Origin of the sequence: Bacillus sp. FSL K6-0923 (genome assembly GCF_038630825.1) — a bacterium.
GTDB classification, from domain to species: domain Bacteria; phylum Bacillota; class Bacilli; order Bacillales; family Bacillaceae; genus Bacillus; species Bacillus pumilus.
The window spans coordinates 3,157,209-3,180,761 of the sequence record NZ_CP152044.1 but is presented as its reverse complement, the minus strand read 5'-3'; the positions used below and the strand labels follow the sequence as shown (position 1 = coordinate 3,180,761).

The following is a 23,553-nucleotide window of genomic DNA, read 5'->3' as shown; positions in this document are numbered from 1 at the left end:
TGATGCGAGTCACACAAGGTATGATTTCTCAAAACTCACTTCGTAATATTAGTAAAAGTTATGAAAAACTTTCTAAAATAAATGAGCAGGCACAAACAGGGAGACGTTTCACAAAAACGTCTGATGATCCTGTTGCAGCAGTAAAAAGCCTTCAATATAGCACAGCAATGTTTCGAAATGAACAATATCAAAAAAACTTAAATGAAGCACAGAACTGGATTGATACATCTGAAACAAGTGTCACTGAAATCATTGATATTATGTCAAATGTACGAGATAAAGTGCTTGATGCGGCTAATGGAACAAAGCAGCCAGAAGATTTAGCAGCTATCGGAGTGGAAATTGGTCAAATGAAGAAACAAATCATTGACGCGATGAACACTCAGATGTTAGGTAAATTCGTATTTAATGGTACGAATACAAATGTCAAACCAGTTGTTGAGAACGCAGATGGTACGTTTACGTTTAACTTTGAAAACTATACAGATGCAAATTCAGTTAAGTCGAACATTTCTGATGGTATCACTTTAAATGTGAACTCAAATCCAATTTCAGCGTTTGGTGGACAGTCTGCCAGCGGTCAAAACGTCATTGAAATGCTGACGGATTTAGAAAACTCATTGAAAAATGGAACGTTCGCAAATTCTGATGATGCGTTAGGAAGTATCGATCAGTTTAAAGAAGTGATGAGTGCTGAGCGCTCGGACTTAGGAGCCCGTTCAAATCGTGTTGACTTAGTAGGCAGCCGTTTGACTTCACAATTCCAAGTGCTGAAAGATGCTAAATCCGATAATGAAGATGTAGAAAGTGAAAAAGCGATTCTTGATCTTCTTCAACAAGAGACTGTGAATAGAGCAGCTTTAGCAACGACGGCTAAAGTTATTCAGCCATCCCTAGTCGATTTCTTAAGATAATAAAAAGCATCCGTTGGGTGCTTTTTTGCTTCATGGAGGTGTACCAATATGCAAATCCCTAGATTGTTAATGCAACAAACCTATGCAAAGCTGCAAATGTCGACAACTCCATCCCGGCAAGAAGTAGAGCAGCCCAGAGCGGACCTTGAAATTCAGCAGCCCAAAGCTGTTATGAATATCAAAAGGACACCGTCAAAATTAACTATAGATCAAACCGAGGCATTTGCCGATATGGATATCAAGTCGATTTTTAGACGTTCTGAGGAATGGGCAGCTGAAGGGAAACGTGCTGTTGGAGAAGGAATGGGCAGAAGAGCGGAAGAAGGTAGTGAGCTCATCAAGATTGAGAATGGTGGGAATGCAATTGCTGAGTTTGCCAAAATCAATGGCGCTCCTCCAGCCAAACAATTCACCATTGGTGTGATCCCTTCATTCTTTAGTGTGAAAATTCACTATCAGCCATCTGAGCTTCAAATTGATGTGGAGCCTCAAAAAGCTATCATAGAGGCAACGCCTCATAAACCAATCGTTAACTACCAGCCAGGTAAGGTCAATATCGATATGTTACAATACCCAGATTTAAAAATAGAAGTTGACGAAACGGGCCAAAATGGTGATAAGGTATAGTTAAGAAAAAGAAAAAGGTCGTGAATTATGATCATTCAAACAAAATACCATGGTGAAGTGACAATCAAAGAGGAGCAAATTATCAACTTCTCTAATGGAATACCAGGATTTCTGGATCAAAAACAGTTTGTCATTTTACCTTTATCAGACGAGTCTCCATTTTTAGTTCTTCAATCATTGAAAAACGCAGAGTTAGGCTTTATTGTCAGCAGTCCGTTTTTATTTTTCAATCAATATGAATTCGACCTAGACGAAACGGTCGTAGGTATTCTAGAAGTAGAAGATGCGAATGAAGTGGAAGTCATGGTGATCTTAACAATGGAATCTTCTATTGAAAAAACGACAGCCAATTTAAGAGCGCCTATTATTGTGAACCGCAAAAACATGAAAGCCAAGCAGGTGATTTTGCATGATTCAGCCTATCATACAAAACATTTGTTAGAGGTGGCATCCTCATGTTAGTTCTATCTCGTAAATTAAACCAGTCGATTCAAATAGGCGATGATATTGAAGTTAAGATTATTTCAATCGAAGGTGATCAAGTGAAAATCGGGATTGAAGCTCCTAAGCACATTGATATTCACAGGAAAGAAGTGTACCTGTCTATTCAAGAAGAGAACAGTCGTGCTGCGAGTTTATCTTTAGATCTCCTCTCTCAATTATCCTCACAAAAAAAGTGAGGATTTTTTTATCGCATTCAGTTGCCCTTCTCCGTGTGAAAGCGTATCAATACAGATGTTCATGATCTATAGGAAACTTTAACAAATCGGTCCATCTATATTTAATTTGCAAATTCAAAGCCGATATAAAAGATAGATTAAAGCACAGGAGCTGAATAACTATGTCTGTTGGTAAATTGACATCGCTAGAGCCAATTATTGATGCATTTCAAACCCGTGTTTCTAATAAACAGAATGACAATGTAAACTCTGACTCACAAGCAAATGGCAAGGTCGTTTCAAAAGAAGAAATTGAAAAAACGCTTCAAGGGGCAAACAAGCTCATTGAGCCTACGCAATTTCATCTGCAATTTGAATTACATGAAAAACTCAATGAATATTATGTCAAAGTCGTAGATAACCAAACAGAAGAAGTCATTAGAGAGATTCCTTCCAAGGAATGGCTTGATTTCTATGCGGCGATGACAGAAATTGTCGGTTTATTTGTAGATAAAAGAATGTAAGTGAAGGGAGAACATAAACAATGGTTAATCGAATTACGGGATTTTCGAATGTGTTTGATATTGATGAAATCGTATCAAAACTCATGAAAACAGAACAAGCACCACTTGATAAAATGACACGCCAGAAACAAACACTTGAATGGCAAAGAGACAGTTATCGTGAGGTTACCTCAAAAGTCAAAGAATTAGATGATTTAATCAACAGCTTAAACTTAACGCGTCCAAGTACATATGGAGCAAAAAAAGTGACAAGCTCTAATGAATCTGCTGTCACAGCAACTGGATCAACAAATGCTGCCTCTGGCTCAATCAATGTTACCCAACTAGCGACAGCTTCTGTCTTCAAATCGTCTGGTACTTCTGGTTTTACACCTGCAAATGGCACGTTTACATTCGAGGTGACGACACCAGATTCGACAAAACCGAAAACGGTGACGATCAATACTACTGATACCGATACAATTGATGACATCGTGAAAAAACTGAACAACTCACAATTAGGTGTGACAGCTTACAAAGGACAGATCTTTGACGGATCTAACTATGTCGATACGATCGCTCTTACTTCTCGGACAACGGGGGAAGGTGTCAGTATTAAAGCAGCTGATGGTAATTCAGCTTCATTCTTCACTCAATTAGGCTTCCAAGTGGATGGAGATAACAAATTAGTTGCGACCACTCAAGGGCAAAAAGCACAATACGAGATTAATGGTCTGAAAATGGAAAATAACAGCAATACCTTTGAGCAAGCTGGTATTACGTACGAGCTTAAAGGGACAACCGATAAGCCTGTCAGCTTAAATGTTTCGACAGATGTGGATGCAATCTTTGATAAAATTAAACAATTTGTTGATAAATACAATGAGCTCGTTGAGCAGATTAATGGTAAAGTCAATGAAAAGAAAAACAGAGACTATCATCCATTAACGGCTGAAGAGAAAAAAGCGATGTCTGAAAAAGAAGTGGAGCTATGGGAAACGACCGCGAAGTCTGGCTTGCTGAGAAGTGATTCCATTTTACGAGCTGGTGCTTCTAAAATAAGAAGTGATTTTTATGCAGATATTACGACTAGTGATGCGAATAAAATTCACCTCACACAAATCGGTATTACGACATCATCCAAGTATAAAGATGGCGGCAAGCTGGAATTTAGTAAGGATATTAATGGTGTAGAGAAATTAAGAAAAGCCATTGAAGAAGACCCAGAGAAGGTCAGTCAAATGTTTATCTCAGGTTCTTTAAACGTGGATTCAAAAGATAAAGACAAAGCGCAACAGCAATATAAAGAACAAGGAATCATCTATCGTGTCAAAAATTCCTTATCAGAACTTTCGAAAAGTATTCAAAAAAAGGCTGGTAGCACAACAATGGAATTAAAGGAATACGGACTGGGTAAGGACCTTGATTCTTTAACAAAACGAATGGATACATTCCAAGACCGTTTGAAACTTGTTGAAGCCCGTTACTACAAAAAGTTTAACGCCATGGATAGCGCGATTCAAAAGCTAAACAACCAATCTGGCTATCTTTCTCAACTGCTTGGACAATAATTGGAGGTTTATAACATATGGCAATTCAGAACCCTTATGCCGCCTATCAGAAAAATTCTATTGAGACAGCAACACCTGCCGAGTTGACGCTTATGCTTTATGAAGGCTGCTTAAAGTTCATTAGATTAGCGAAGTATGCCATTCAAAAAGAGGATGCAGAAACGAGAAATGTGAACCTGAAGAAGGCTCAAAACATCATTCAAGAATTAAATGTCACCTTAAATCGTTCTTATGACGTATCAAAGAGTATGGCAAGTATGTATGATTACATTTATCGCAGACTGATTGAAGCCAATCTTCAAAATGACGAAGAGATGTTGAATGAAGTAGAGCAATACGTAACTGATTTTCGTGATGCGTGGAAGGAAGTTATTCAAACCGATCGAAAAGGGCGCCACCACTCTATTGGAGGATCTCTATGAGTATTGTGGACCAGCTGCATGACCAAACATTAAAAATGGCAGCCGAAATAACGTCAAATCCGCAAAGTGACACCTTAGTTGAGGACTTTGATGCCTTTTTAATTGAGAGAGACGAATTGATGAGAGAGATTCAGCATGAGCTGACAGATCAAGAAAAAGAAAAAATCAAAGAAATTATCCAAACAGATCAACAGATGGCAAAGCAATTAACTGTGATCCAAAATGGGATCAAAGCAGATATTCAAGCCATTCAAAAAAAGAAAACGAAACAGCTTAATTATCAAAATCCATACCAGCCTATGACGAGTGACGGCGTATATTACGATAAACGGAAATAATTAGGTGAGACCTGTGGCGTATCGTTCAGATGACTATATTTTATTAACCACATATTATGAACTTCTATTTACGATAGAAGAGAGTCTAAAATATTTAGATGAAATTGAGAAGGATTTTGCTAAAACTGAAGGGGATCGGATCTTTAATGATCTGATCCATGCCTTCTTTCATTTAGAGACAACTCATCCCCTTCTGCTTTCAATTATAGAAAATGAGCACTTTGCCAAAACGATTCGTTCGTTTGATCAAATTTTTTTAAGTTTTGATATACTAGCTTTCTATACATTCCCTTCAATACACTTCCAATCATTCCTTACATCATATTTTATACCTGAATATAGAAAGTGGATGGATGAAATACATGCCTGTATGAGGCCGTATGTCATTCATTAATTTTTGTTCAATTCAGACTTTCGGAGGAAATTATGAGACTAAAAAATCAATTTTTATTTGGGCTTATTGTCATATGTGTATTGTTTGTCAGTATTTTAGGATTCTCAAGCTTTATCTATTACAAAACTGATCAATCCTACAAGACGCTTCTCAATAAAGAAGTGAAGCTTTATCAGACCTCACTGGAATTAGAGGCGCTTTTGCAAAAACAGGAAGCACAAATCAAAACCTATGTTGTCGTGCAAGATGCTGAAAATTTACAGAAAATTGAGCAAACATATGAAGAGATTAATAAGAAAACAACGGAAGCTGCAAACATGAGCACTGTCAAACAAGCAAAAAATCTATTAGATCAAATCTCAGAAAAGAATTATCTCTACTACACCTCAACGAACCGACTATTTAATTCATTGAATATGCAAAATCAAAAAGAATTCAACACACGCCTCAATCAAGAATTACAACCTATCGAACAAGAAATACATACCTTTACAAAAGAATTTGCTCAAACCCAGTTAAAGCAGCGTGACCAAAAAATCAATCAGCTCAACCAAGACAGTAATCAATTACTATTTACTCTCATTCTAGTTAGTGCGGTCATTATTGTTGGCTTTTTGTTGATTGGGACAAGATTCGTTTATCGTATGACAAAGCCGATTGTGTCTGTCACAAATGCTGCAAGAAGGATGGCAGATGGTGACCTTACACTTGAAGAGATTGAAGTGACCTCTAAAAATGAGATTGGGCAGCTCGGTACCGCTTTTAATCAAATGACAAAGCATTTGCGTCAGCTCATTTTACAGGTGCAACAAGGATCAAGACAATTAGCTGATTCTGCTGCTCAGTTTGAGGAAACGATTCATCAAACCATATTGGCCAGTGAGCAGACATCTAGCTCGATTGAACAGGTTAGTGAAGCTTCACGTGAACAATCAGAGGCGGTCGGAAAAGTAGCTTCTGCCATTCAAGAAGTCTCGACTGGTATGCAAAATGCAGCTGAGCACACATCCGATGTTTCGGGTCACTCAATTTCAGTGACTGAAAAGGCTGAAGAGGGTGCAGCGCTTATTCAGCAATTCGTAAAACAAATGAGCTCTATCAAAGCGTCTGTGAACGAGCACCATTCCACAATGGCTCATGTACAAGCCCAGTTTACTGGCATTGAAGATTTGTTAAGTCATATCCATGCAATCGCTGATCAAACGAATTTGCTTGCTTTAAATGCTGCTATTGAAGCGGCAAGAGCGGGAGAGAATGGGAGAGGCTTTGCGGTAGTAGCAGATGAAGTGAGGAAACTGGCGGAAGAATCTAGTCAGCTGACAGATCAAATTAGTCAATTGCTCGCGAACGTGAACAAAGATACTGAAAAATCATCACATACGATGACAAAGGTTGAGCAGGATGTAGCAGAAGGTGTGAAAGTATCGCAATTGTCAGAACAGAGTTTTCATGAAATCCTGGAATCTATTCGTGATATTTCGATGAAAGCAGAGGAACTTTCAGCCACTGCTGAGGAGATTTCAGCTAGTACAGAGGAAATATCTCAGACGGTTGGGGTCATTGAAGAAGGAGCCAAACGCAATTCAGAAGAGACGGAGTACATGTCTGCGGCTGTTGAAGAATCATTGGCAGCTAATGAAGAAATGAAAGCAGCGGCAGAAGACTTAAAAACCTTATCTCAATCGCTGAAAACATCAATATCATCGTTCACCATTTAAATGTGTGTTGGTCTTTTTCAAGAATGAGCCGAATATATATTCATCACCTATCAAGCAACAGTTGAAGCACCGCAAAATTCGACAAATTTCAATAAATATTCACATTTTTTTTACGTTTGAGCAGGAGAAAAGGAGGGAAAAGTAGAAATAGGTTTACATATCCTTAATTTTAAAGGAGGCGTTCTTTACATGAATTACAATGTCAGAGGAGAAAACATCGATGTAACACCTGCACTAAGAGATCATGTCGAGAAAAAAATTGGAAAGCTGGAGCGTTATTTTGAGACAGACGTAGATGCTTCAGTCAACGTGAACTTGAAGTTTTACAATGATCAAGAATCTAAAGTTGAGGTTACCATTCCAATGACTGATCTAGCACTTCGAGCTGAGGTGCATAATGAAGATATGTACAATGCAGTAGACCTAGCAGCCAGTAAATTAGAACGTCAAATTCGTAAGCACAAAACAAAAGTAAACCGTAAATTCCGCGAACAAGGTGCCAAAAAGCACTTATTTGCTGGAGGAAATGGGACGGCTGATGTAGCTGTTCAAGATGACGAAGAAATTGATGAAACAGAAATCGTCAGACAAAAACGTTTCAATTTAAAACCGATGGATAGCGAAGAGGCCATTCTTCAAATGAACATGTTAGGTCATAGTTTCTTCGTCTTCACAAATGCTGAGACAAATTTGACCAATGTGGTCTATCGCCGAAATGATGGAAAATATGGACTCATTGAGCCAAACGCTTAATCTGATCTAAAAATAACCTAAAAAAAGTAAATCCGTTCCCTCTATGAGGGGCGGGTTTTTTGTGCGAAATCATTGCAAATTCTTTGGAAATGAAGGAAGGTATGGTATGATAAATGCAGGTAAATATGGACCTGTCAATCTTTTGGACATGCCGAAAAATTGCATGAAATAGAGGAGCGTTATTATATGCTTGGAATCTTAAACAAAGTGTTTGATCCTACGAAACGTACGATCAGCAAATATGAAAAAAAAGCAAATGAAATTGAAGCTCTCGCTCAAGATTTCGAGAAATTATCTGACGAGGCTTTACGAAATAAAACGATCGAATTTAAAGAAAAACTTGAAAAAGGACAATCCGTGGATGACCTGTTGGTTGAAGCATTTGCAACGGTTCGCGAGGCATCACGCCGCGTGACAGGAATGTTCCCATTTAAGGTGCAGCTCATGGGGGGGATCGCGCTTCATGAAGGCAACATCTCTGAGATGAAAACAGGTGAAGGTAAAACGTTGACTTCAACAATGCCTGTTTATTTAAATGCTCTTTCTGGAAAAGGCGTCCACATTGTGACAGTCAACGAATATTTGGCAAGTCGTGATGCAGAGGAAATGGGCAAGATTTTTGAATTTCTTGGCTTAACGGTTGGCTTAAACTTAAACAGCTTAGACAAAGATGAAAAAAGAGAAGCGTATGCCGCTGATATTACGTATTCCACAAACAACGAACTTGGCTTTGACTATTTACGGGATAACATGGTTCTTTACAAAGAGCAAATGGTTCAAAGACCGCTTCATTATGCCGTGATTGATGAGGTTGACTCCATCTTAATTGATGAAGCGAGAACACCTCTTATTATTTCTGGACAAGCTGCGAAATCTACAAAGCTTTACGTACAAGCGAATGCATTTGTTCGTACACTAAAAATAGAAGATGATTTCACATACGATATTAAAACAAAAAGTGTTCAGCTGACAGAAAGCGGAATGACGAAAGCAGAAAAAGCATTCGGCATCGAAAACTTATTCGATGTTAAACATGTCGCATTGAACCATCACATCGCCCAGGCGCTAAAGGCACATGTTGCGATGCAAAAAGATGTGGATTATGTCGTTGAAGAAGGTCAAGTCGTTATTGTTGACTCTTTCACAGGACGTCTCATGAAAGGACGCCGTTATAGTGAAGGTCTGCATCAAGCCATTGAGGCAAAAGAAGGTCTCGAAGTGCAGAACGAAAGTATGACCCTTGCAACGATTACATTCCAGAACTACTTCCGCATGTATGAAAAGCTTTCTGGTATGACCGGTACAGCGAAAACGGAAGAAGAAGAATTCCGTAACATTTACAACATGCAGGTTGTGACAATCCCGACCAATCAACCAGTGGTTCGTGATGACAGACCTGATTTAATTTACCGCACAATGGAAGGTAAATTTAAAGCAGTGGCTGAAGATGTTGCGCAGCGCTATATGACAGGGCAGCCAGTGCTTGTCGGAACAGTAGCGGTTGAGACGTCTGAGCTTATTTCTAAGCTGCTTAAAAATAAAGGGATTCCTCATCAAGTGTTAAATGCGAAAAACCATGAGCGTGAGGCACAAATTATTGAAGAGGCTGGTCAAAAGGGTGCCGTCACCATTGCAACCAACATGGCAGGACGTGGTACGGACATCAAGCTTGGCAAAGGCGTCAAAGAGCTTGGCGGTCTAGCTGTAATTGGGACAGAGCGTCATGAATCACGACGTATTGATAACCAGCTGCGTGGACGTTCTGGTCGTCAAGGAGACCCAGGGATTACCCAATTCTATCTCTCTATGGAAGATGAATTGATGCGCCGATTTGGTGCAGAGCGCACGATGGCAATGCTTGACCGCTTTGGCATGGATGACACTACACCTATCCAAAGTAAAATGGTGTCTAAAGCCGTTGAATCATCTCAAAAACGCGTTGAGGGGAACAACTTTGATTCACGTAAACAGCTTCTGCAATATGACGATGTACTTCGTCAGCAGCGTGAAGTGATTTACAAGCAGCGCTTTGAAGTCATTGATTCTGATAACTTAAAATCGATTGTGATCAATATGATTCAGTCTTCAATTGAGCGCGCTGTTGGTTCTTATACGCCGAAAGAAGAGCTTCCTGAAGAATGGAAACTAGATGGGCTTGTTGAATTAATCAACACGAACTATTTAGATGAAGGAGCCATTTCGGTTAAGGACATTTACGGTAAAGAAGCAGATGAAATCACCTCCTTCATTATGGATCGTATTAAAGAAAAATACGATGCAAAAGAAGAAACATATGGCGATGAACAAATGCGAGAATTTGAAAAAGTCATCGTTCTTCGTGCGGTGGATTCAAAGTGGATGGATCATATCGATGCAATGGATCAACTGCGTCAAGGGATTCATTTACGTGCGTATGCACAAACAAATCCGCTTCGTGAGTATCAAATGGAAGGATTTGCGATGTTTGAGCATATGGTCGCTTCAATCGAAGATGATGTGGCCAAATATGTCTTGAAATCAGAAATCCAAAACAACTTAGAACGCGAAGAAGTCGTTCAAGGTCAAACAACAGCTCATCAGCCTCAAGAGGGTGATGAGGAGAAGACAGTGAAAAAGAAGCCGGTACGTAAAGTCGTAGACATTGGTCGAAACTCACCATGTCACTGCGGAAGCGGCAAGAAATATAAAAATTGTCATGGGAAGACAGAATAAGTAATAGAAAGAGGTGAAAACCTCTTTCTATTCATGTCAGCCCCCATACATCTATGAGGTGAAGGATATGGAATTAGTAGAAATTAGACAAGAGCTTGAAAATATGGCTAGCAGGCTAGCTGATTTTAGGGGGTCTCTTTGACCTCGAAACAAAAGAAGCCAAAATTGCAGAACTCGAAGCGACAATGTCAGAGGCTGATTTTTGGAATGATCAGCAAAAGGCACAAGGCGTCATCAATGAAGCCAATGCACTAAAGGATAATGTGAATTCATACCATGAGCTCAGTGAATCTCATGAAGAGCTGCAAATGACACATGACCTATTAAAGGAAGATTATGACGAGGAGCTTCATGTAGAGCTTGAGAAAGAGCTGAAGAATTTAACCAAGCAATTTAACGAGTTTGAACTGCAGCTTCTCTTAAGTGAACCATATGATAAAAACAATGCCATCCTCGAGCTTCACCCAGGCGCAGGCGGTACTGAATCACAGGACTGGGGTTCTATGCTTCTGAGAATGTATACTCGCTGGGCAGAGCGCAGAGGCTTTAAGGTTGAAACACTCGATTATCTTCCTGGTGATGAAGCAGGAATTAAGTCTGTGACATTGCTCATCAAAGGGCATAACGCATACGGGTACTTAAAAGCAGAAAAAGGCGTCCATCGTTTGGTTCGTATTTCTCCTTTTGATTCATCTGGCCGCAGGCATACGTCTTTCGTTTCCTGTGATGTCATGCCTGAGTTCAATGAAGAAATCGATATTGATATTCGAACAGAAGATATCAAAGTAGATACGTATCGTGCAAGCGGCGCCGGTGGACAGCACGTCAATACGACTGACTCTGCCGTTCGTATTACACACATTCCAACCAATGTCGTGGTGACATGTCAAACAGAAAGATCACAAATCAAAAACAGAGATCGTGCGATGAAAATGCTGAAATCGAAACTTTATCAAAGACGGATCGAAGAACAGCAGGCTGAATTGGATGAAATTAGAGGAGAGCAGAAAGAAATTGGCTGGGGAAGCCAAATTCGCTCTTATGTATTCCATCCGTATTCTCTTGTGAAAGACCATCGAACCAATACGGAGATGGGAAATGTTCAAGCGGTCATGGATGGAGATGTAGATTCATTTATCGACGCTTACTTACGTTCGAAATTATCATAAAGACTCGGCTTCTTGCCGGGTTTTTTTTATTGTGAGAAAATATAATGAATATAAAGGAATACATACGCCATACTGACTCTATATCCTTTGTATGATGAAATTAGCAAATAAAGGGGGAAATATTTTGGGATTAACACGATTACAAGAGACGTGGGATTTAGATGCCTTTTTTAAAGGAGGCAGCTCTTCACCAGAATTTAAAACATACTTGCAACACATTGAGCAGCTATTAGATGAATTACGACAAAAGGTCGATGCCTTTTCAAATGAAGATACACACATTGAAAATAGGTTAACGTCTGTCCTTGACACGTATGAAACCACATATAAAAAACTGTCTCAAGCAGGTTCATTTGTATCCTGTCTTCAATCGCAAAATACAAAGGATATGAAAGCTGGTAGTCTTCGAAGTACGATTGCTAAGCTGGAAGCTGATTTAGGTACCATTCTTGCGCTGTTTGATCAGGCGCTCGCGGCCATCTCTCCTGGAAAATGGGAAGATCTCATGAATTCAGAGGCCTTTTCAGATGTTCGCTACATATTAAATGAACGCAGAGAGCGCGTGAAGGATCAATTGCCTGTTGAGCAAGAAACATTGATTCAAAAGCTAGCCGTAGATGGCTACCATGCGTGGGATGAGCTTTATTCTAGCTTGGTAAATAAGATTACGATTCCGTTTGAACAACATGGTGAAACGCAGATGATCTCTGTTGGCCAAGCGGAAAATGCGATGGATGATTCAGACCGTGAAGTCAGAAAGGCTGTTTACCATAACCTAGAGCATGCATGGACGCAGGACGAACATCTATTTGCAAGCACGCTCAATCATCTGGCAGGTTTTCGTTTGCAAGTATATGAAGCAAGAGGCTGGGATCATATTTTAAAAGAGCCGCTTGATATTTGCCGGATGAAACAAGAAACCCTTGATGCTATGTGGTCTGTGATTGATGAACATAAACAGCCATTCATTGATTACTTACATCGAAAGGCTGACATGCTTGGAGTGGATAAGCTAAGCTGGTTTGATGTTGGGGCTCCTATTGGCAGTGAGACCAAGATCTATCCGTACCAGGAAGCAGCTGCTTTTATTGTGAAACATTTCGCTGGCTTTGGAGAAGAGCTTGCTGCCTTTACAGAAAAGGCCTTTAATGAGCGCTGGGTAGAAGCTGAGGATCGCCCGAACAAACGAGTAGGCGGTTTTTGTACAAATTTCCCTGACAGCGGAGAGTCACGCATTTTTATGACCTTCTCAGGCAGTCCATCCAATGTGGCGACACTTGCGCATGAGCTTGGTCATTCGTTCCATCAGGAAGTGATGCAGGATGTTCGTATTCTTAATCGCAAATATGCGATGAATGTAGCTGAAACGGCGTCGACATTCGCAGAAATGATTGTGGCTGATGCTTCTTTAAAAGAAGCGGCAAATGAAGAGGAGCGCCTCAGCTTGTTAGAGGATAAGCTGCAGCGGAGTGTCGCATTTTTCATGAACATTCAATCTCGTTTCTTGTTTGAACAGCGCTTTTATGAAGAGCGTAAACAAGGAGAAGTGCCGGCGGACCGGTTGAATGAGCTGATGGTAGAAGCGCAGAAAGAAGCCTTTGGCGACTCATTAGATGAATACCATCCGCATTTCTGGGCGTCTAAGCTGCATTTCCATATCACGGGTGTACCGTTTTATAATTTCCCATACACATTTGGCTACATGTTCTCACTAGGGATTTATGCAAAAGCCTTGCAGGCTGGTACTTCATTTGAAGAAAAATATATTGCATTACTAAAGGACACAGCTTCAATGACAGTAGAAGATTTGGCCTTTAAGCACTTAGGTGTCGATCTTACCCAAAAAGACTTTTGGGAGGAAGCCATTAGCCTCGCTGTAGCAGACGCTGAAGAGTTTTTAGAAGCGACGAAAAAGTAAAAATGAAAAGCTCCCATTACGGGAGCTTTTTTGCTGGTTTTAGCCATTCAAGCATCGTTTGAATGATCTCCTTTTGCTGTGTGAGGACTTGAATGTCCGCTGGCTGATCACCTTTTTGTTTACCGTACATGCCAAACTGAGCATGGTTCCCGCCTTTTATTTCATGATAAACAGTTTGAGACGGCAGGTTTGTTTTCGACTTCATGATTTTCTCTTGTGTCGCAAGTCCATCCTTTTCACCTGATATAGAGAGGATATTCAAGGACGATGATTCCAGCTCATCTGATGCTGGATAAGATGCAAGGAAAAAAAGACCGTCGAGCTTGCGCTGGTTTTTTTCTGCAAACATAGCGGCAGCTGTTCCACCAAGTGAATGTCCGCCAATATACCAGTGTTTGATCGTTTGATGATCCTTCATGATATCTTGTGCTTTATTTGTATGAAAAATCGCAAACGAAAATGGCATGTCAGGGATAAAGACAGAATAGCCTTTTTTCATCAATTCATTCCCGATATAGGCGTACGAAAGTGGTTCTACCTTTGCTCCTGGATAGAAAATGATGCCTGTATCGCTTTTTGTTGAAGCAAATGTATATACGTCGTTTTTAAGTTCTACTTGCTCGATGTTTACTTGCTTTTTTAATGCGGCAGATGGTCCGTATGTAAAGCGGCTCCATGTATAGAAAGCACCAAAAGCCAAAATGATCAGTGCAAGTAATGTAATGCCTGTGATCTTCAGTATTTTCTTCATCGCATGTCCCTTCTTTCTCATGTACATATTAAATATACCATCATTTGCTCCTATACCAAACGGCAAGTACGCTGGTCCGTTTGTGTGATAAAGTATTAATCCATTAGCACTGCATTTGGCTGTTATTTACATTCGTAATAGGAGGGCTTAAAATAGGTGTGCATTCAGAAGTAACGGAGGAAGAAAGACATGAAGCAGGGACATTCACAATTATGGATTGAAGCGAAAAATTACTTGTTCATTTTAATTGGATCAGCCATTGTGGCGATTGGATTTAATACGTTATTATTACCGAATCAGATTGCCGCAGGTGGTGTGAGCGGTATTAGTACGATTATGCAGTCATTCGGCTTTGAGGCGGCATATGTGCAGTGGGGGCTCAATATTCCGCTGTTTATCGCTGGTTTTTATTTATTAGGCGGTACATTCGGAGTGAAAACGCTCGTTGGCTCTATTTTCTTACCTTTGATGGTGTTTGTCACAAGACATATTGCACCAGTGACACATGAAGCGCTCTTAGCAGCCATTTTTGGCGGAGTAGTGATTGGGATCGGAATAGGGCTCGTGTTCCTTGGAAATGGGTCAACAGGTGGAACGGCACTCGCTGCCAAAATCATCAATAAATATACAGGCCTCACGCTTGGCACTTGTCTAGCGATGATGGATGGCCTAATTGTATTGGCTGCGATGACTGTTTTCGGGATTGAAGAGGGACTGTACGCTGTCATTGGTGTATTTATTTCAAGTAAAACGATTGATGTCGTACAGGCCGGATTCAGTCATTCGAAAATGGCGATGATCATTACAGGGCATGAGGATGAAGTTAGACAGGCAGTGTTTGATCAAATTGACCGTGGTGTCACAAAAATCTCAGCAGTCGGAGGATATACTGACCATGACCGTCCAATTTTGATGTGTGTCGTTGGGCAGTCACAATTCACAAAGTTGAAACAAGTGGTGAAAGCAATCGATGCATCAGCATTTGTCATCGTAATGGATGCAAAAGAGGTGCTTGGTGAGGGTTTTAAAAGGGCGTAAACAAGGATATAATAGCGTTGACCAAATGATTGTAGGGGAGGGAAATTGATGCAAAAGAGCGGATTAATGATGCTGTTTGCAGCGATGCTTCTTGTTCTTGCGGCTTGTGGAGGAAATTCAAGCAGCAGTGACAGTAAAAAAGAAGGCAGCAAAAGTGCTTCAACTGTGAGCAGTGGTGAGGAAATTTATCAGCAAAACTGTATTGGCTGTCATGGGAAAGACCTATCTGGCGGAGGCGGACCAAGCCTGAAAGAAGTAGGGAAGAAATATAATGAAAGCCAAATTGCAGATATTGCACAGAATGGTAAAGGCTCTATGCCAAGCGGAATGGTAGATGAGAAGCAAGCAAAAGAAGTAGCAAAGTGGCTTGCAGAGAAAAAATAAAACCTTTGTCTAATCGACAAGGTTTTTTTTGTTTTTATATGTAGAAAAAGACTTTTGAATAGTATGAAAACGTATTATATTAAAATTTATTTAAAAAATAAGGGTAAAAAGACATGTTTTTCGGTTTTAAATGTTGTTTTTACCTTTTAACTATAAGTTTTGAAACATAAATGTAATACCATTGCGTCGATTCATGACGTATAATTGGAGTTGTTGAAATTTAGACGATTCAATTTTTTCATCTTTTTGGATGAAAAGGACATAAATTGCTTGTGCGTATCGAAGGGTATGTGCGTGACCATACATAACGTGTTTTGACGATTACTGTCAAAACATCATGATAAGCTGTTAGTCAGAAATAAGAAAAGATTAGGTGATTACATGATTGAAATGAAGGAAGTCTACAAGATCTATCCTAACGGTGTAAAGGCGATCAATGGAATCAATGTCTCTATCCACCCAGGAGAGTTTGTGTATGTTGTTGGTCCCAGTGGTGCTGGTAAATCCACTTTCATCAAAATGATGTATCGTGAAGAGAAGCCAACCAAAGGGAAAATCTTAATTAATAGCAAAGATTTAGGCTCGATTAAGGAAAAAGAAATACCTTACTTAAGAAGAGAAATTGGCGTAGTATTCCAAGATTTCAAACTACTCCCAACTCTCACTGTGTTTGAGAACGTGGCATTTGCTCTCGAAGTCATTGGGGAACAGCCTCAAATCATTAAGAAAAAAGTGCTGGATGTACTTGATTTGGTACAGCTCAAGCACAAAGCGCGACAATTTCCTGACCAGCTGTCTGGCGGTGAGCAGCAGCGTGTATCCATCGCTCGTTCGATCGTGAATAGTCCTGAGGTAGTCATTGCAGACGAGCCGACAGGAAACCTTGATCCAGACACATCTTGGGAAATCATGAAGACACTCGAAGAGATTAATAACCGAGGAACAACAGTCGTTATGGCAACACATAACAAAGAGATTGTAAACAGCATGAAGAAACGCGTCATCGCAATCGAAGATGGAATGATTGTGCGTGACGAAGCAAGAGGGGAGTACGGCATTTATGATTAAAACTCTCTCGCGGCATTTACGTGAGAGCTTCCGTTCACTTGGAAGAAACACGTGGATGACATTTGCATCAATTAGTGCGGTCACTGTCACATTGATTTTAGTTGGGGTTTTTCTTGTGATTATGCTCAACTTGAATAACATGGCATCGAACGCTGAGAAAGAAGTAGAAGTAAAAGTTCTAATCGATTTAACCGCGAATCAAAAGCAGCAGGATGAATTAAAAGCAGAAATTGAGAAGATTCCTGAAATCAGTGATGTGAAATACTCATCCAAGGATGATGAACTAAAAGCACTGATTAAAAGCTTTGGTGAAAATGGACAATCCATGGGACTTGTTGATCAAGAAAACCCATTAAACGATGCGTTTATTGTGAAAACATCAGATCCACACGATACACCAAAAGTTGCGAAGAAATTAGAAAACCTAAAAGGTACGTATAAAGTAACCTATGGTAAAGAAGAAGTCAGCCGACTCTTTAATGTGGTCGGAGTGGCGCGAAATGTAGGGATTGCGCTTATTATTGGGCTTTTATTTACAGCCATGTTCTTGATCTCAAATACGATCAAAATTACGATTTTTGCTAGACGTAAAGAAATCGAGATTATGAAGCTTGTAGGTGCAACGAACTGGTTTATCCGCTGGCCATTCTTTATTGAAGGATTACTGCTCGGTGTATTTGGTTCCATTATACCAATTGCTCTATTACTTGGCACATATCAATATGCAGTGGGCTGGGTGGCACCGAGAGTACAAGGCTCATTTATTTCCATGCTTCCATATAACCCGTTTGTTTATCAAGTGTCACTGGTCCTTCTTTTGATCGGTGCAATCATTGGTGTATGGGGAAGCTTGACGTCCATCCGTAAATTCTTAAAAGTATAAATCTATTTTTGATGGCAGCACTCGAGAATTTGATAGAAGGTGTGACCGGTTGAACCAGTTCATCCGGTCGACTCTTCATGCAGGCAGTTGTCATAGGAGGGGAATATCGTTTTGAAAAGAAAGCTGATGATGGCTGGAATGGCAGCGTTTATTGGAACAACGTGGCTATATATTCCAGGGAATGAGAATCGTGCATTCGCATACGAAGACCTAGATCAAAAGCGTCAACAAATCGAAGAGAAAACATCAAAGACTGAATCAACTTTGAAGAAAAAGAAATCAGAGCTGGCTAAGCTTGAAAAGAAAGAATCAAAGCTCAAAAAAGAAATTGAAAAGATTGATCATAAGGTAAGTGCTGCAACTGAAAAAGTGGCAGAAAAAGAAAAAGAAGTCAAACAAACGAAGCAAGAGATCAAGAAACTAAAAAAGGACATTCAAGTCATCAATGATCGAATTGAAAAAAGAAAAGCTATTTTCAAAGATCGAATTCGTTCGATGCAAAAAAGCGGCGGTACGATCAACTATTTAGATGTGCTGCTGGGTGCTCGCAGCTTTAGTGATTTTGTCGGTCGTGTTGGAGCTGTCACAACCATTGTCGAAGCAGACAAAGACATGATTACAGAACATGAAAATGATTTAAAGCTGGTGGAGCAAAAAGAAGCAGAGCTAAATAATCAGCTAAGTGGACTTGAAACATCTCTGAAAGAGCTAGAAGAGTTGAAAAAGGATTTGTCTAAACAGCAAAAAGAAAAAGAGAAAATCTTAGGGGATGTAACAGATAAAAAGAACCATGCCCATGATGAATTAGGCAAACTCGAAAATGAACAAGAAATTCTAACGAACCAACAAGCGGCTGTGAAGTCTGAGGAAGCACGCCGACAAAAGGAAGAAGCAAAGAAAGCAGAACAAGCAGCTGCTGAAAAAAGTGCACCTGCACCTCAAAGTGGCGGCTCAGATCAAGTATCTGATACACCATCAAGCAGCTCAGGTTTTATTAAACCAGCTGCAGGACGCTTCTCATCTGGCTTTGGCGGGCGTTCTGGCGGAAACCACTTTGGATTAGATATTGCAGCAAAAGGCACAGTATCTGTCGTCGCAGCAGCATCTGGAACAGTCACGAACTCAAGCTACTCATCAAGCTACGGGAACGTGATATTCATTACGCATAATATCAATGGACAGACTTATCAAACGGTATATGCCCACCTATCTACAAGAAGTGTGTCCACAGGGCAGAGAGTCGAGCAAGGACAATTCCTTGGATATATGGGGAATACAGGCCAGTCACATGGTCAGCATCTCCATTTTGAAATTCATAAAGGATTATGGAATGGTGCTAAATCAAATGCAGTCAACCCAGCGCAATATATCCGCTAATCAAAAAGCCGATAACATCATGTTATCGGCTTTTTTTATTCTAAATAAAATTAAAATAACAGCAGTATACCGGCAATAATAGGTGTTAGCAGTACAGCCGATTTTAATAAAAGCTTCGGTGCAAGACGTGTGAATTTTGCGCCAATATAAGCCCCTAATACTGTTCCGATTAAAATTTGAATGAGTAAGATAAAATCAACATAGCCCTCTGTAATATATCCAATTCCACCACCGATGGAAATCGGAATAATGACAAGCATCGTCGTGCCAACTGCCTGCCGAATGGAAAGTCTCAGTAAAATCAAAAGTCCTACTTGGATAAATGGTGCGGACCCGATACCAAACATACCTGACAGCAATCCAGATACAAGTCCTAAAATAATACCCCTTATAAGCAGCTGACGTGAAGAAAGCGGCTGCTGCTCAGCTTCTTCCTTCAGAACAAATAATTTGATCATCATAAACACAGCGGATAAAAAGAGCATTCCGGCTGTTAAATAGTGCAGATTTCCTTCTGGAATAAAAGGAGCAATCTTAGCTCCTGCAAAGGAAGCCACACAAGCCAAAGCTCCGACAATCAAACCAGATTTCAGCTGAATATTCCCTTCCCTGTAGTGGCTGTATGCACCTGATAACGTCGTAAATGCCATTGCGGCTAAAGACGTCCCAAGTGCGGTATGGATAGGGATATCAAAAATTAACGTAAGCAATGCGATGACAAAACCAGCCCCGCCTGCTCCTACAAATCCTAATAAAATTCCTAATAATAGCATCGTCAATATAATATACATAGCGAAGACTCCTTCTCGATCATAACAAAATAAAAATTACACCTAATAAAATAATTAGTCAAGCCTTCGCGGCAGAATGTCTTTACATGAAATCCCTTCTTCTGGCATATAATAACTCAGGTCATCAGGAAGAGTTGAAGAAGGAGGCCAAATATGAAAAAACAAATCGCATCTATTATGGCAAGTGTCGTTCTATTAATTAGTGCAGGGGTGATGACGCATAAAGAGGGAACTCATGCGGAGTCACCGCAAGCAGCTGCTGCAATGGCTGGACAAGCTCAATCAAGTGATAAGGCGAAAGAGAATGGGATGGAGAAAATTGAGAAAGCCTATGACCTTATTTCGAATGAATATGTAGAGGAAGTGGATCGCCAAAAGCTGCTTGAAGGCGCTATTCAAGGAATGCTTTCAACTTTAAATGATCCATATTCAGTATACATGGACAAGCAAACTGCCAAGCAATTTTCTGATTCGCTTGATTCTTCTTTTGAGGGAATTGGGGCAGAAGTGGGGATGGATGAAGGAAAAATCATTATCGTCTCTGCCTTTAAAAAATCCCCCGCAGCAAAAGCAGGCCTAAAGCCGAAAGATGAAATCATCAGCATTGATGGTGAGTCGATGAAAGAAAAAAGCTTAAACGATGCTGTACTAAAAATAAGAGGGAAAAAAGGAACATCCGTCGCTCTGAAAATCAGACGAAATGGGATTGAAAAAGAGTTAACCTTCCAAATCAAACGAGAAGAAATCCCGCTTGAAACCGTGACTTCCTCTGTGAAAGAGGTAAATGGACATAAAACAGGCTATATCGCGATCTCAAGCTTTTCAGAAGATACTGCGAAGGATTTCACGTCAAGCCTGAAACAGCTCGAGAAAAAGGGCATAGAAGGCCTTGTGCTTGATGTGAGAGGAAACCCTGGCGGCTATCTGCAAAGTGTAGAAGACATTTTAAAGCACTTTATTACAAAGGATCAGCCATATATTCAAATTGCAGAACGGAACGGCGACAGGAAACGATATTTTTCAAAGCGGAAGGAACAGAAGTCTTACCCAGTTAATGTCTTAATTGATAAAGGCAGTGCATCCGCTTCTGAAATACTTGCAGGTGCTATGAAAGAAGCCGGAAAATATGAAGTTGTCGGTGATGTCTCCTTTGGCAAAGGCACTGTGCAGCAGGCGGTTCCAATGGGTGACGGCAGTAACATTAAATTAACGTTGTATAAATGGCTCACGCCAAAAGGGAATTGGATTCACAAAAAAGGTGTCGTACCGACCATTGCGATTCATCAGCCAGATTACTTTACTGTAGGTCCGCTTCAGCTGAAAGAACCTCTTCAGCTTGATATGAACAATGAAGAAGTGAGACAAGCACAGACGCTATTAAAGGGCTTGTCATTCGACCCCGGCAGAGTAGATGGCTACTTTGATGAAGAAACGAAAAAGGCGGTATTAGCCTTCCAAAGCACATACAATCTTAATAAATCAGGTGTAATTGATCTGAAGACAGCGAAAATGATGAACAAAATGGTGGATGAAGTGAAATCCTATGAAAAAAATGATCTTCAACTGCAGACTGCACTAAAAGCACTATATCTTAAAAAATAAAGAGGCGAATAAATGCCTCTTTTTTTTGGTTCATAAGTGTCACAAACATGTAATAGTTTATTCTTAAAAATAAATTATATCGAGAAATATATTCATTTATTTTACAAAAAACATAACATTCCTCCGATTTTACCCGATAACATATTTATATAAGAGACTTTCTGTTGATTTAAACATGTCATGAAAATGAAACTTTTGAAAGTTGTATGTTACATAAATAATTCTTACAATATAAAGTAGCACTCATTTTAAATATTTTATTTTTTGCGGATATTCAGCTTGAGCATTAAGCTGTACCGAGGTTTGCGCTTTTCTTAAAAGAACTAGTAAATGGGGGTACACAATTGAAAAGGGCAAGTATTGTGAGAGAGAAAAAATATTACGAGTTGGTAGAGGAGCTTAAGAGTCGTACGAAAGATGTGACGTTTTCCGCTACAAAGGCATTAAGTCTGCTCATGCTGTTGAGCAGGTACTTGGTCAATTACACAACGGTAGAATCAGTCGACGAAATCGATGAAGACTGTGCTGAGATATACTTCAATTATTTAATGGATAATCATAAGAGACTTGGTATAAACTTAACCGACATCAAGAGGTCGATGCAGCTGCTCGGCGGCATACTAGATGTAGATGTCAATCACTACTTAAAAGATTTTTCACTGTCGAATGTCACACTTTGGATGAATCAGGAGAAATAAACCTGGTGTCAAGCATCGATTTATTTGATAGAATAAGAGAAAATGCTTGACTTGGGCGGTGAACGATAATGAGCTCGGAGTGGATGGGAGCTGGATTAAAAGCGGTCGGTCTGTTTTTAATCCACCCTCTTTTTTATTTCATGATATTAATCAGCCTGTTACATGGCTACATCCGCGTAAAGCGGGAGAGAAAAGCGTTTCAAACAAGAATAGAAGATGTATACGATGAACTTAAATTTACATATTCAAAGGGATGGATTCTAGGAATTTGCCTATCCATTATTTCAGTAGGCTTAGGGATTGCCCTCCCGCCTGGATTCATCGTGCTGATTGCAGCGATGACCATCGTTTGCTCTTTATTCTTTAAGGCGAGTGCGCTTTCGTCTGCATACACACTCGGTTTCAGTTTTATTGCGGCACTTGGACTATTGTATGTCCAAGTGAGCCATTCATGGCTGCCGCAGCTCTCAATGATGAATGCATCAGCCGTTGTCATTCTGCTAGGTCTTTTATTAATGACCGAGGGGATTCTAGCCTATCGAACGGCGCATTTACGAACATCGCCTGCAATGGTGATGAGTGCGAGAGGACTTTTGATTGGCCAGCAGCGGGCAAACCGTCTGTGGCTTTTACCGCTTGTTTTGCTGATGCCGGCAGGTGAATTTACTTCTTCTCTGCCATGGTGGCCGGTGCTTCAAGTACACGATCAAAGCTTTTCTTTTATTTTGATTCCATACATCATCGGTTTCGGGCAGCGGATTCAAGGATCGCTGCCAATTGTGAGCATTCAAATTACAGCTCGGCGTATTCTCATGCTAGGACTTGCTGTTGCTTTACTAGGTGCTGCAAGTATTTGGTTTGAGCCGATTGCATGGGGTGCTGTATTAATAGCGATTGCCGGTAGAGCTTTCCTTTCATGGAAACAGCGAGTCAACGACAATGCGGCTCCATTCTACTTCTCTAAGCGTAATCAGGGGCTAATGGTGCTAGGAATCATTCCGAATACCCCTGCAGCTGATTTAAAGCTTGAGATCGGAGAAGTCATTACAAAGGTGAATGGAATTGAAGTCAAAACCGTTTCGGAATTTTACGAAGCCCTTCAAACCAATCGTGCTCTGACAAAGCTTGAGATCATTGGCTTGAATGGTCAGACAAGGTTTGAGAAACGCGCTTCTTACGAAGGGGAGCATCATCAGCTTGGCATCCTGTTTGTAAAGGATGATCCACAGCAAGAATCAACGGCGATTTCATCATAAAAAAAGC

24 protein-coding genes are annotated in these 23,553 nt (G+C 40.2%); 22 read left to right on the top strand and 2 right to left on the bottom strand.

Annotation, left to right across the window (positions count from 1 at the left end; all coding sequences use genetic code 11):
- Positions 1-2: 2 nt before the first annotated feature.
- The 14 genes from flgL (at position 3) to MHI16_RS16310 (ending at position 13,698) form a co-directional block, all read left to right on the top strand.
- Positions 3-914, top strand: a complete 912-nt coding sequence (flgL, locus tag MHI16_RS16375) for a flagellar hook-associated protein FlgL (protein WP_061409756.1) — start codon at positions 3-5, stop codon at positions 912-914.
- 48 nt (positions 915-962) lie between these two features.
- Entirely contained in the window at positions 963-1,541 is a 579-nt protein-coding gene (locus MHI16_RS16370) for a DUF6470 family protein (protein ID WP_012011425.1), read from the top strand.
- Positions 1,542-1,568: 27 nt separating this feature from the next.
- Positions 1,569-2,003 carry a flagellar assembly protein FliW gene (gene fliW, locus MHI16_RS16365; protein WP_342498013.1) on the top strand — a complete coding sequence of 145 codons (435 nt, stop codon included), beginning with the start codon at positions 1,569-1,571 and terminating at the stop codon, positions 2,001-2,003.
- Positions 1,997-2,221 (top strand): carbon storage regulator CsrA, encoded by a 225-nt coding sequence (gene csrA / locus MHI16_RS16360; protein ID WP_058013564.1) that lies wholly within the window; start codon positions 1,997-1,999, stop codon positions 2,219-2,221. The genes fliW and csrA overlap by 7 nt, the downstream gene beginning before the upstream one ends.
- A gap of 161 nt (positions 2,222-2,382) precedes the next feature.
- A complete protein-coding gene (gene flaG / locus MHI16_RS16355) occupies positions 2,383-2,724 on the top strand; it encodes a flagellar protein FlaG (protein ID WP_058013565.1) in 342 nt (113 codons plus the stop codon).
- Between the two features lie 20 nt (positions 2,725-2,744).
- Positions 2,745-4,274 (top strand): flagellar hook-associated protein 2, encoded by a 1,530-nt coding sequence (locus tag MHI16_RS16350; RefSeq protein WP_058013566.1) that lies wholly within the window; start codon positions 2,745-2,747, stop codon positions 4,272-4,274.
- 17 nt (positions 4,275-4,291) lie between these two features.
- Entirely contained in the window at positions 4,292-4,696 is a 405-nt protein-coding gene (gene fliS / locus MHI16_RS16345; RefSeq protein ID WP_058013567.1) for a flagellar export chaperone FliS, read from the top strand.
- On the top strand, positions 4,693-5,034 hold the full coding sequence (fliT, locus tag MHI16_RS16340) for a flagella biosynthesis regulatory protein FliT (protein WP_058013568.1): 342 nt from the start codon (positions 4,693-4,695) through the stop codon (positions 5,032-5,034). Before fliS ends, fliT begins: the two co-directional genes overlap by 4 nt.
- Positions 5,035-5,047: 13 nt before the next feature.
- A complete protein-coding gene (locus MHI16_RS16335) occupies positions 5,048-5,428 on the top strand; it encodes a hypothetical protein (RefSeq protein ID WP_058013569.1) in 381 nt (126 codons plus the stop codon).
- A gap of 32 nt (positions 5,429-5,460) precedes the next feature.
- Complete coding sequence (locus MHI16_RS16330; protein ID WP_058013570.1) at positions 5,461-7,146, top strand: methyl-accepting chemotaxis protein; 1,686 nt, start codon at positions 5,461-5,463, stop codon at positions 7,144-7,146.
- A 189-nt stretch (positions 7,147-7,335) separates the two neighbouring features.
- Entirely contained in the window at positions 7,336-7,899 is a 564-nt protein-coding gene (gene raiA, locus MHI16_RS16325; protein ID WP_003213481.1) for a ribosome-associated translation inhibitor RaiA, read from the top strand.
- A gap of 186 nt (positions 7,900-8,085) precedes the next feature.
- Positions 8,086-10,611, top strand: a complete 2,526-nt coding sequence (gene secA / locus MHI16_RS16320) for a preprotein translocase subunit SecA (RefSeq protein ID WP_058013571.1) — start codon at positions 8,086-8,088, stop codon at positions 10,609-10,611.
- A gap of 67 nt (positions 10,612-10,678) precedes the next feature.
- A protein-coding gene (gene prfB, locus MHI16_RS16315) for a peptide chain release factor 2 (protein WP_151282354.1) occupies positions 10,679-11,780 on the top strand; the annotation gives its coding sequence in 2 pieces (ribosomal slippage) (positions 10,679-10,750 and positions 10,752-11,780; 1,101 coding nt in all).
- A 124-nt stretch (positions 11,781-11,904) separates the two neighbouring features.
- A complete protein-coding gene (locus MHI16_RS16310; protein WP_058013573.1) occupies positions 11,905-13,698 on the top strand; it encodes a M3 family oligoendopeptidase in 1,794 nt (597 codons plus the stop codon).
- Positions 13,699-13,714: 16 nt separating this feature from the next.
- On the opposite strand, the gene MHI16_RS16305 is transcribed toward MHI16_RS16310, so the two are convergent.
- The gene (locus tag MHI16_RS16305) at positions 13,715-14,449 is read right to left on the bottom strand and encodes an alpha/beta family hydrolase (RefSeq protein ID WP_058013574.1); all 735 of its coding nucleotides are present in this window, start codon (positions 14,447-14,449) and stop codon (positions 13,715-13,717) included.
- A 189-nt stretch (positions 14,450-14,638) separates the two neighbouring features.
- Here MHI16_RS16305 and MHI16_RS16300 point away from each other — a divergent pair, with 189 nt between their 5' ends.
- The 5 genes from MHI16_RS16300 to MHI16_RS16280 all read left to right on the top strand — a co-directional run bounded on the left by MHI16_RS16300 (position 14,639) and on the right by MHI16_RS16280 (position 19,199).
- Positions 14,639-15,487, top strand: coding sequence for a YitT family protein (locus tag MHI16_RS16300; protein WP_003212797.1), 849 nt, complete (start codon positions 14,639-14,641; stop codon positions 15,485-15,487).
- A gap of 48 nt (positions 15,488-15,535) precedes the next feature.
- Positions 15,536-15,871: a cytochrome c551 gene (gene cccB / locus MHI16_RS16295; protein WP_058013575.1), complete on the top strand. Its 336-nt coding sequence runs from the start codon at positions 15,536-15,538 to the stop codon at positions 15,869-15,871.
- Between the two features lie 381 nt (positions 15,872-16,252).
- Positions 16,253-16,939 (top strand): cell division ATP-binding protein FtsE, encoded by a 687-nt coding sequence (ftsE, locus tag MHI16_RS16290; protein ID WP_058013576.1) that lies wholly within the window; start codon positions 16,253-16,255, stop codon positions 16,937-16,939.
- Entirely contained in the window at positions 16,932-17,822 is an 891-nt protein-coding gene (gene ftsX / locus MHI16_RS16285) for a permease-like cell division protein FtsX (protein ID WP_012011409.1), read from the top strand. Before ftsE ends, ftsX begins: the two co-directional genes overlap by 8 nt.
- 111 nt (positions 17,823-17,933) lie before the next feature.
- Entirely contained in the window at positions 17,934-19,199 is a 1,266-nt protein-coding gene (locus MHI16_RS16280) for a M23 family metallopeptidase (protein WP_268466835.1), read from the top strand.
- A 50-nt stretch (positions 19,200-19,249) separates the two neighbouring features.
- On the opposite strand, the gene MHI16_RS16275 is transcribed toward MHI16_RS16280, so the two are convergent.
- Positions 19,250-19,990, bottom strand: coding sequence for a sulfite exporter TauE/SafE family protein (locus tag MHI16_RS16275; RefSeq protein WP_058013578.1), 741 nt, complete (start codon positions 19,988-19,990; stop codon positions 19,250-19,252).
- A gap of 153 nt (positions 19,991-20,143) precedes the next feature.
- Between MHI16_RS16275 and MHI16_RS16270 the strand changes: the two genes are divergently transcribed.
- From MHI16_RS16270 to MHI16_RS16260, 3 genes are all read left to right on the top strand, one after another.
- Complete coding sequence (locus tag MHI16_RS16270; RefSeq protein ID WP_058013579.1) at positions 20,144-21,592, top strand: S41 family peptidase; 1,449 nt, start codon at positions 20,144-20,146, stop codon at positions 21,590-21,592.
- 344 nt (positions 21,593-21,936) lie between these two features.
- The gene (locus tag MHI16_RS16265; RefSeq protein WP_007500014.1) at positions 21,937-22,290 is read left to right on the top strand and encodes a swarming motility protein SwrAA; all 354 of its coding nucleotides are present in this window, start codon (positions 21,937-21,939) and stop codon (positions 22,288-22,290) included.
- 68 nt (positions 22,291-22,358) lie between these two features.
- Complete coding sequence (locus tag MHI16_RS16260; RefSeq protein WP_058013580.1) at positions 22,359-23,546, top strand: PDZ domain-containing protein; 1,188 nt, start codon at positions 22,359-22,361, stop codon at positions 23,544-23,546.
- The last annotated feature ends 7 nt before the right edge of the window (positions 23,547-23,553 follow it).

What these genes read in the sequence shown, in the direction of transcription:
- ftsX (WP_012011409.1), top strand. Translation starts at nt 16,932, where the DNA reads ATGATTAAAACTCTCTCGCGGCATTTACGTGAGAGCTTCCGTTCACTT.
- MHI16_RS16270 (WP_058013579.1), top strand. Translation starts at nt 20,144, where the DNA reads ATGAAAAAACAAATCGCATCTATTATGGCAAGTGTCGTTCTATTAATT.
- MHI16_RS16260 (WP_058013580.1), top strand. Translation starts at nt 22,359, where the DNA reads ATGAGCTCGGAGTGGATGGGAGCTGGATTAAAAGCGGTCGGTCTGTTT.
- MHI16_RS16275 (WP_058013578.1), bottom strand. Translation starts at nt 19,990, where the DNA reads ATGTATATTATATTGACGATGCTATTATTAGGAATTTTATTAGGATTT.
- ftsE (WP_058013576.1), top strand. Translation starts at nt 16,253, where the DNA reads ATGATTGAAATGAAGGAAGTCTACAAGATCTATCCTAACGGTGTAAAG.
- secA (WP_058013571.1), top strand. Translation starts at nt 8,086, where the DNA reads ATGCTTGGAATCTTAAACAAAGTGTTTGATCCTACGAAACGTACGATC.
- raiA (WP_003213481.1), top strand. Translation starts at nt 7,336, where the DNA reads ATGAATTACAATGTCAGAGGAGAAAACATCGATGTAACACCTGCACTA.
- fliW (WP_342498013.1), top strand. Translation starts at nt 1,569, where the DNA reads ATGATCATTCAAACAAAATACCATGGTGAAGTGACAATCAAAGAGGAG.
- fliS (WP_058013567.1), top strand. Translation starts at nt 4,292, where the DNA reads ATGGCAATTCAGAACCCTTATGCCGCCTATCAGAAAAATTCTATTGAG.
- csrA (WP_058013564.1), top strand. Translation starts at nt 1,997, where the DNA reads ATGTTAGTTCTATCTCGTAAATTAAACCAGTCGATTCAAATAGGCGAT.
- MHI16_RS16305 (WP_058013574.1), bottom strand. Translation starts at nt 14,449, where the DNA reads ATGAAGAAAATACTGAAGATCACAGGCATTACATTACTTGCACTGATC.
- MHI16_RS16370 (WP_012011425.1), top strand. Translation starts at nt 963, where the DNA reads ATGCAAATCCCTAGATTGTTAATGCAACAAACCTATGCAAAGCTGCAA.
- flaG (WP_058013565.1), top strand. Translation starts at nt 2,383, where the DNA reads ATGTCTGTTGGTAAATTGACATCGCTAGAGCCAATTATTGATGCATTT.
- MHI16_RS16300 (WP_003212797.1), top strand. Translation starts at nt 14,639, where the DNA reads ATGAAGCAGGGACATTCACAATTATGGATTGAAGCGAAAAATTACTTG.
- MHI16_RS16350 (WP_058013566.1), top strand. Translation starts at nt 2,745, where the DNA reads ATGGTTAATCGAATTACGGGATTTTCGAATGTGTTTGATATTGATGAA.
- cccB (WP_058013575.1), top strand. Translation starts at nt 15,536, where the DNA reads ATGCAAAAGAGCGGATTAATGATGCTGTTTGCAGCGATGCTTCTTGTT.
- flgL (WP_061409756.1), top strand. Translation starts at nt 3, where the DNA reads ATGCGAGTCACACAAGGTATGATTTCTCAAAACTCACTTCGTAATATT.
- fliT (WP_058013568.1), top strand. Translation starts at nt 4,693, where the DNA reads ATGAGTATTGTGGACCAGCTGCATGACCAAACATTAAAAATGGCAGCC.
- MHI16_RS16330 (WP_058013570.1), top strand. Translation starts at nt 5,461, where the DNA reads ATGAGACTAAAAAATCAATTTTTATTTGGGCTTATTGTCATATGTGTA.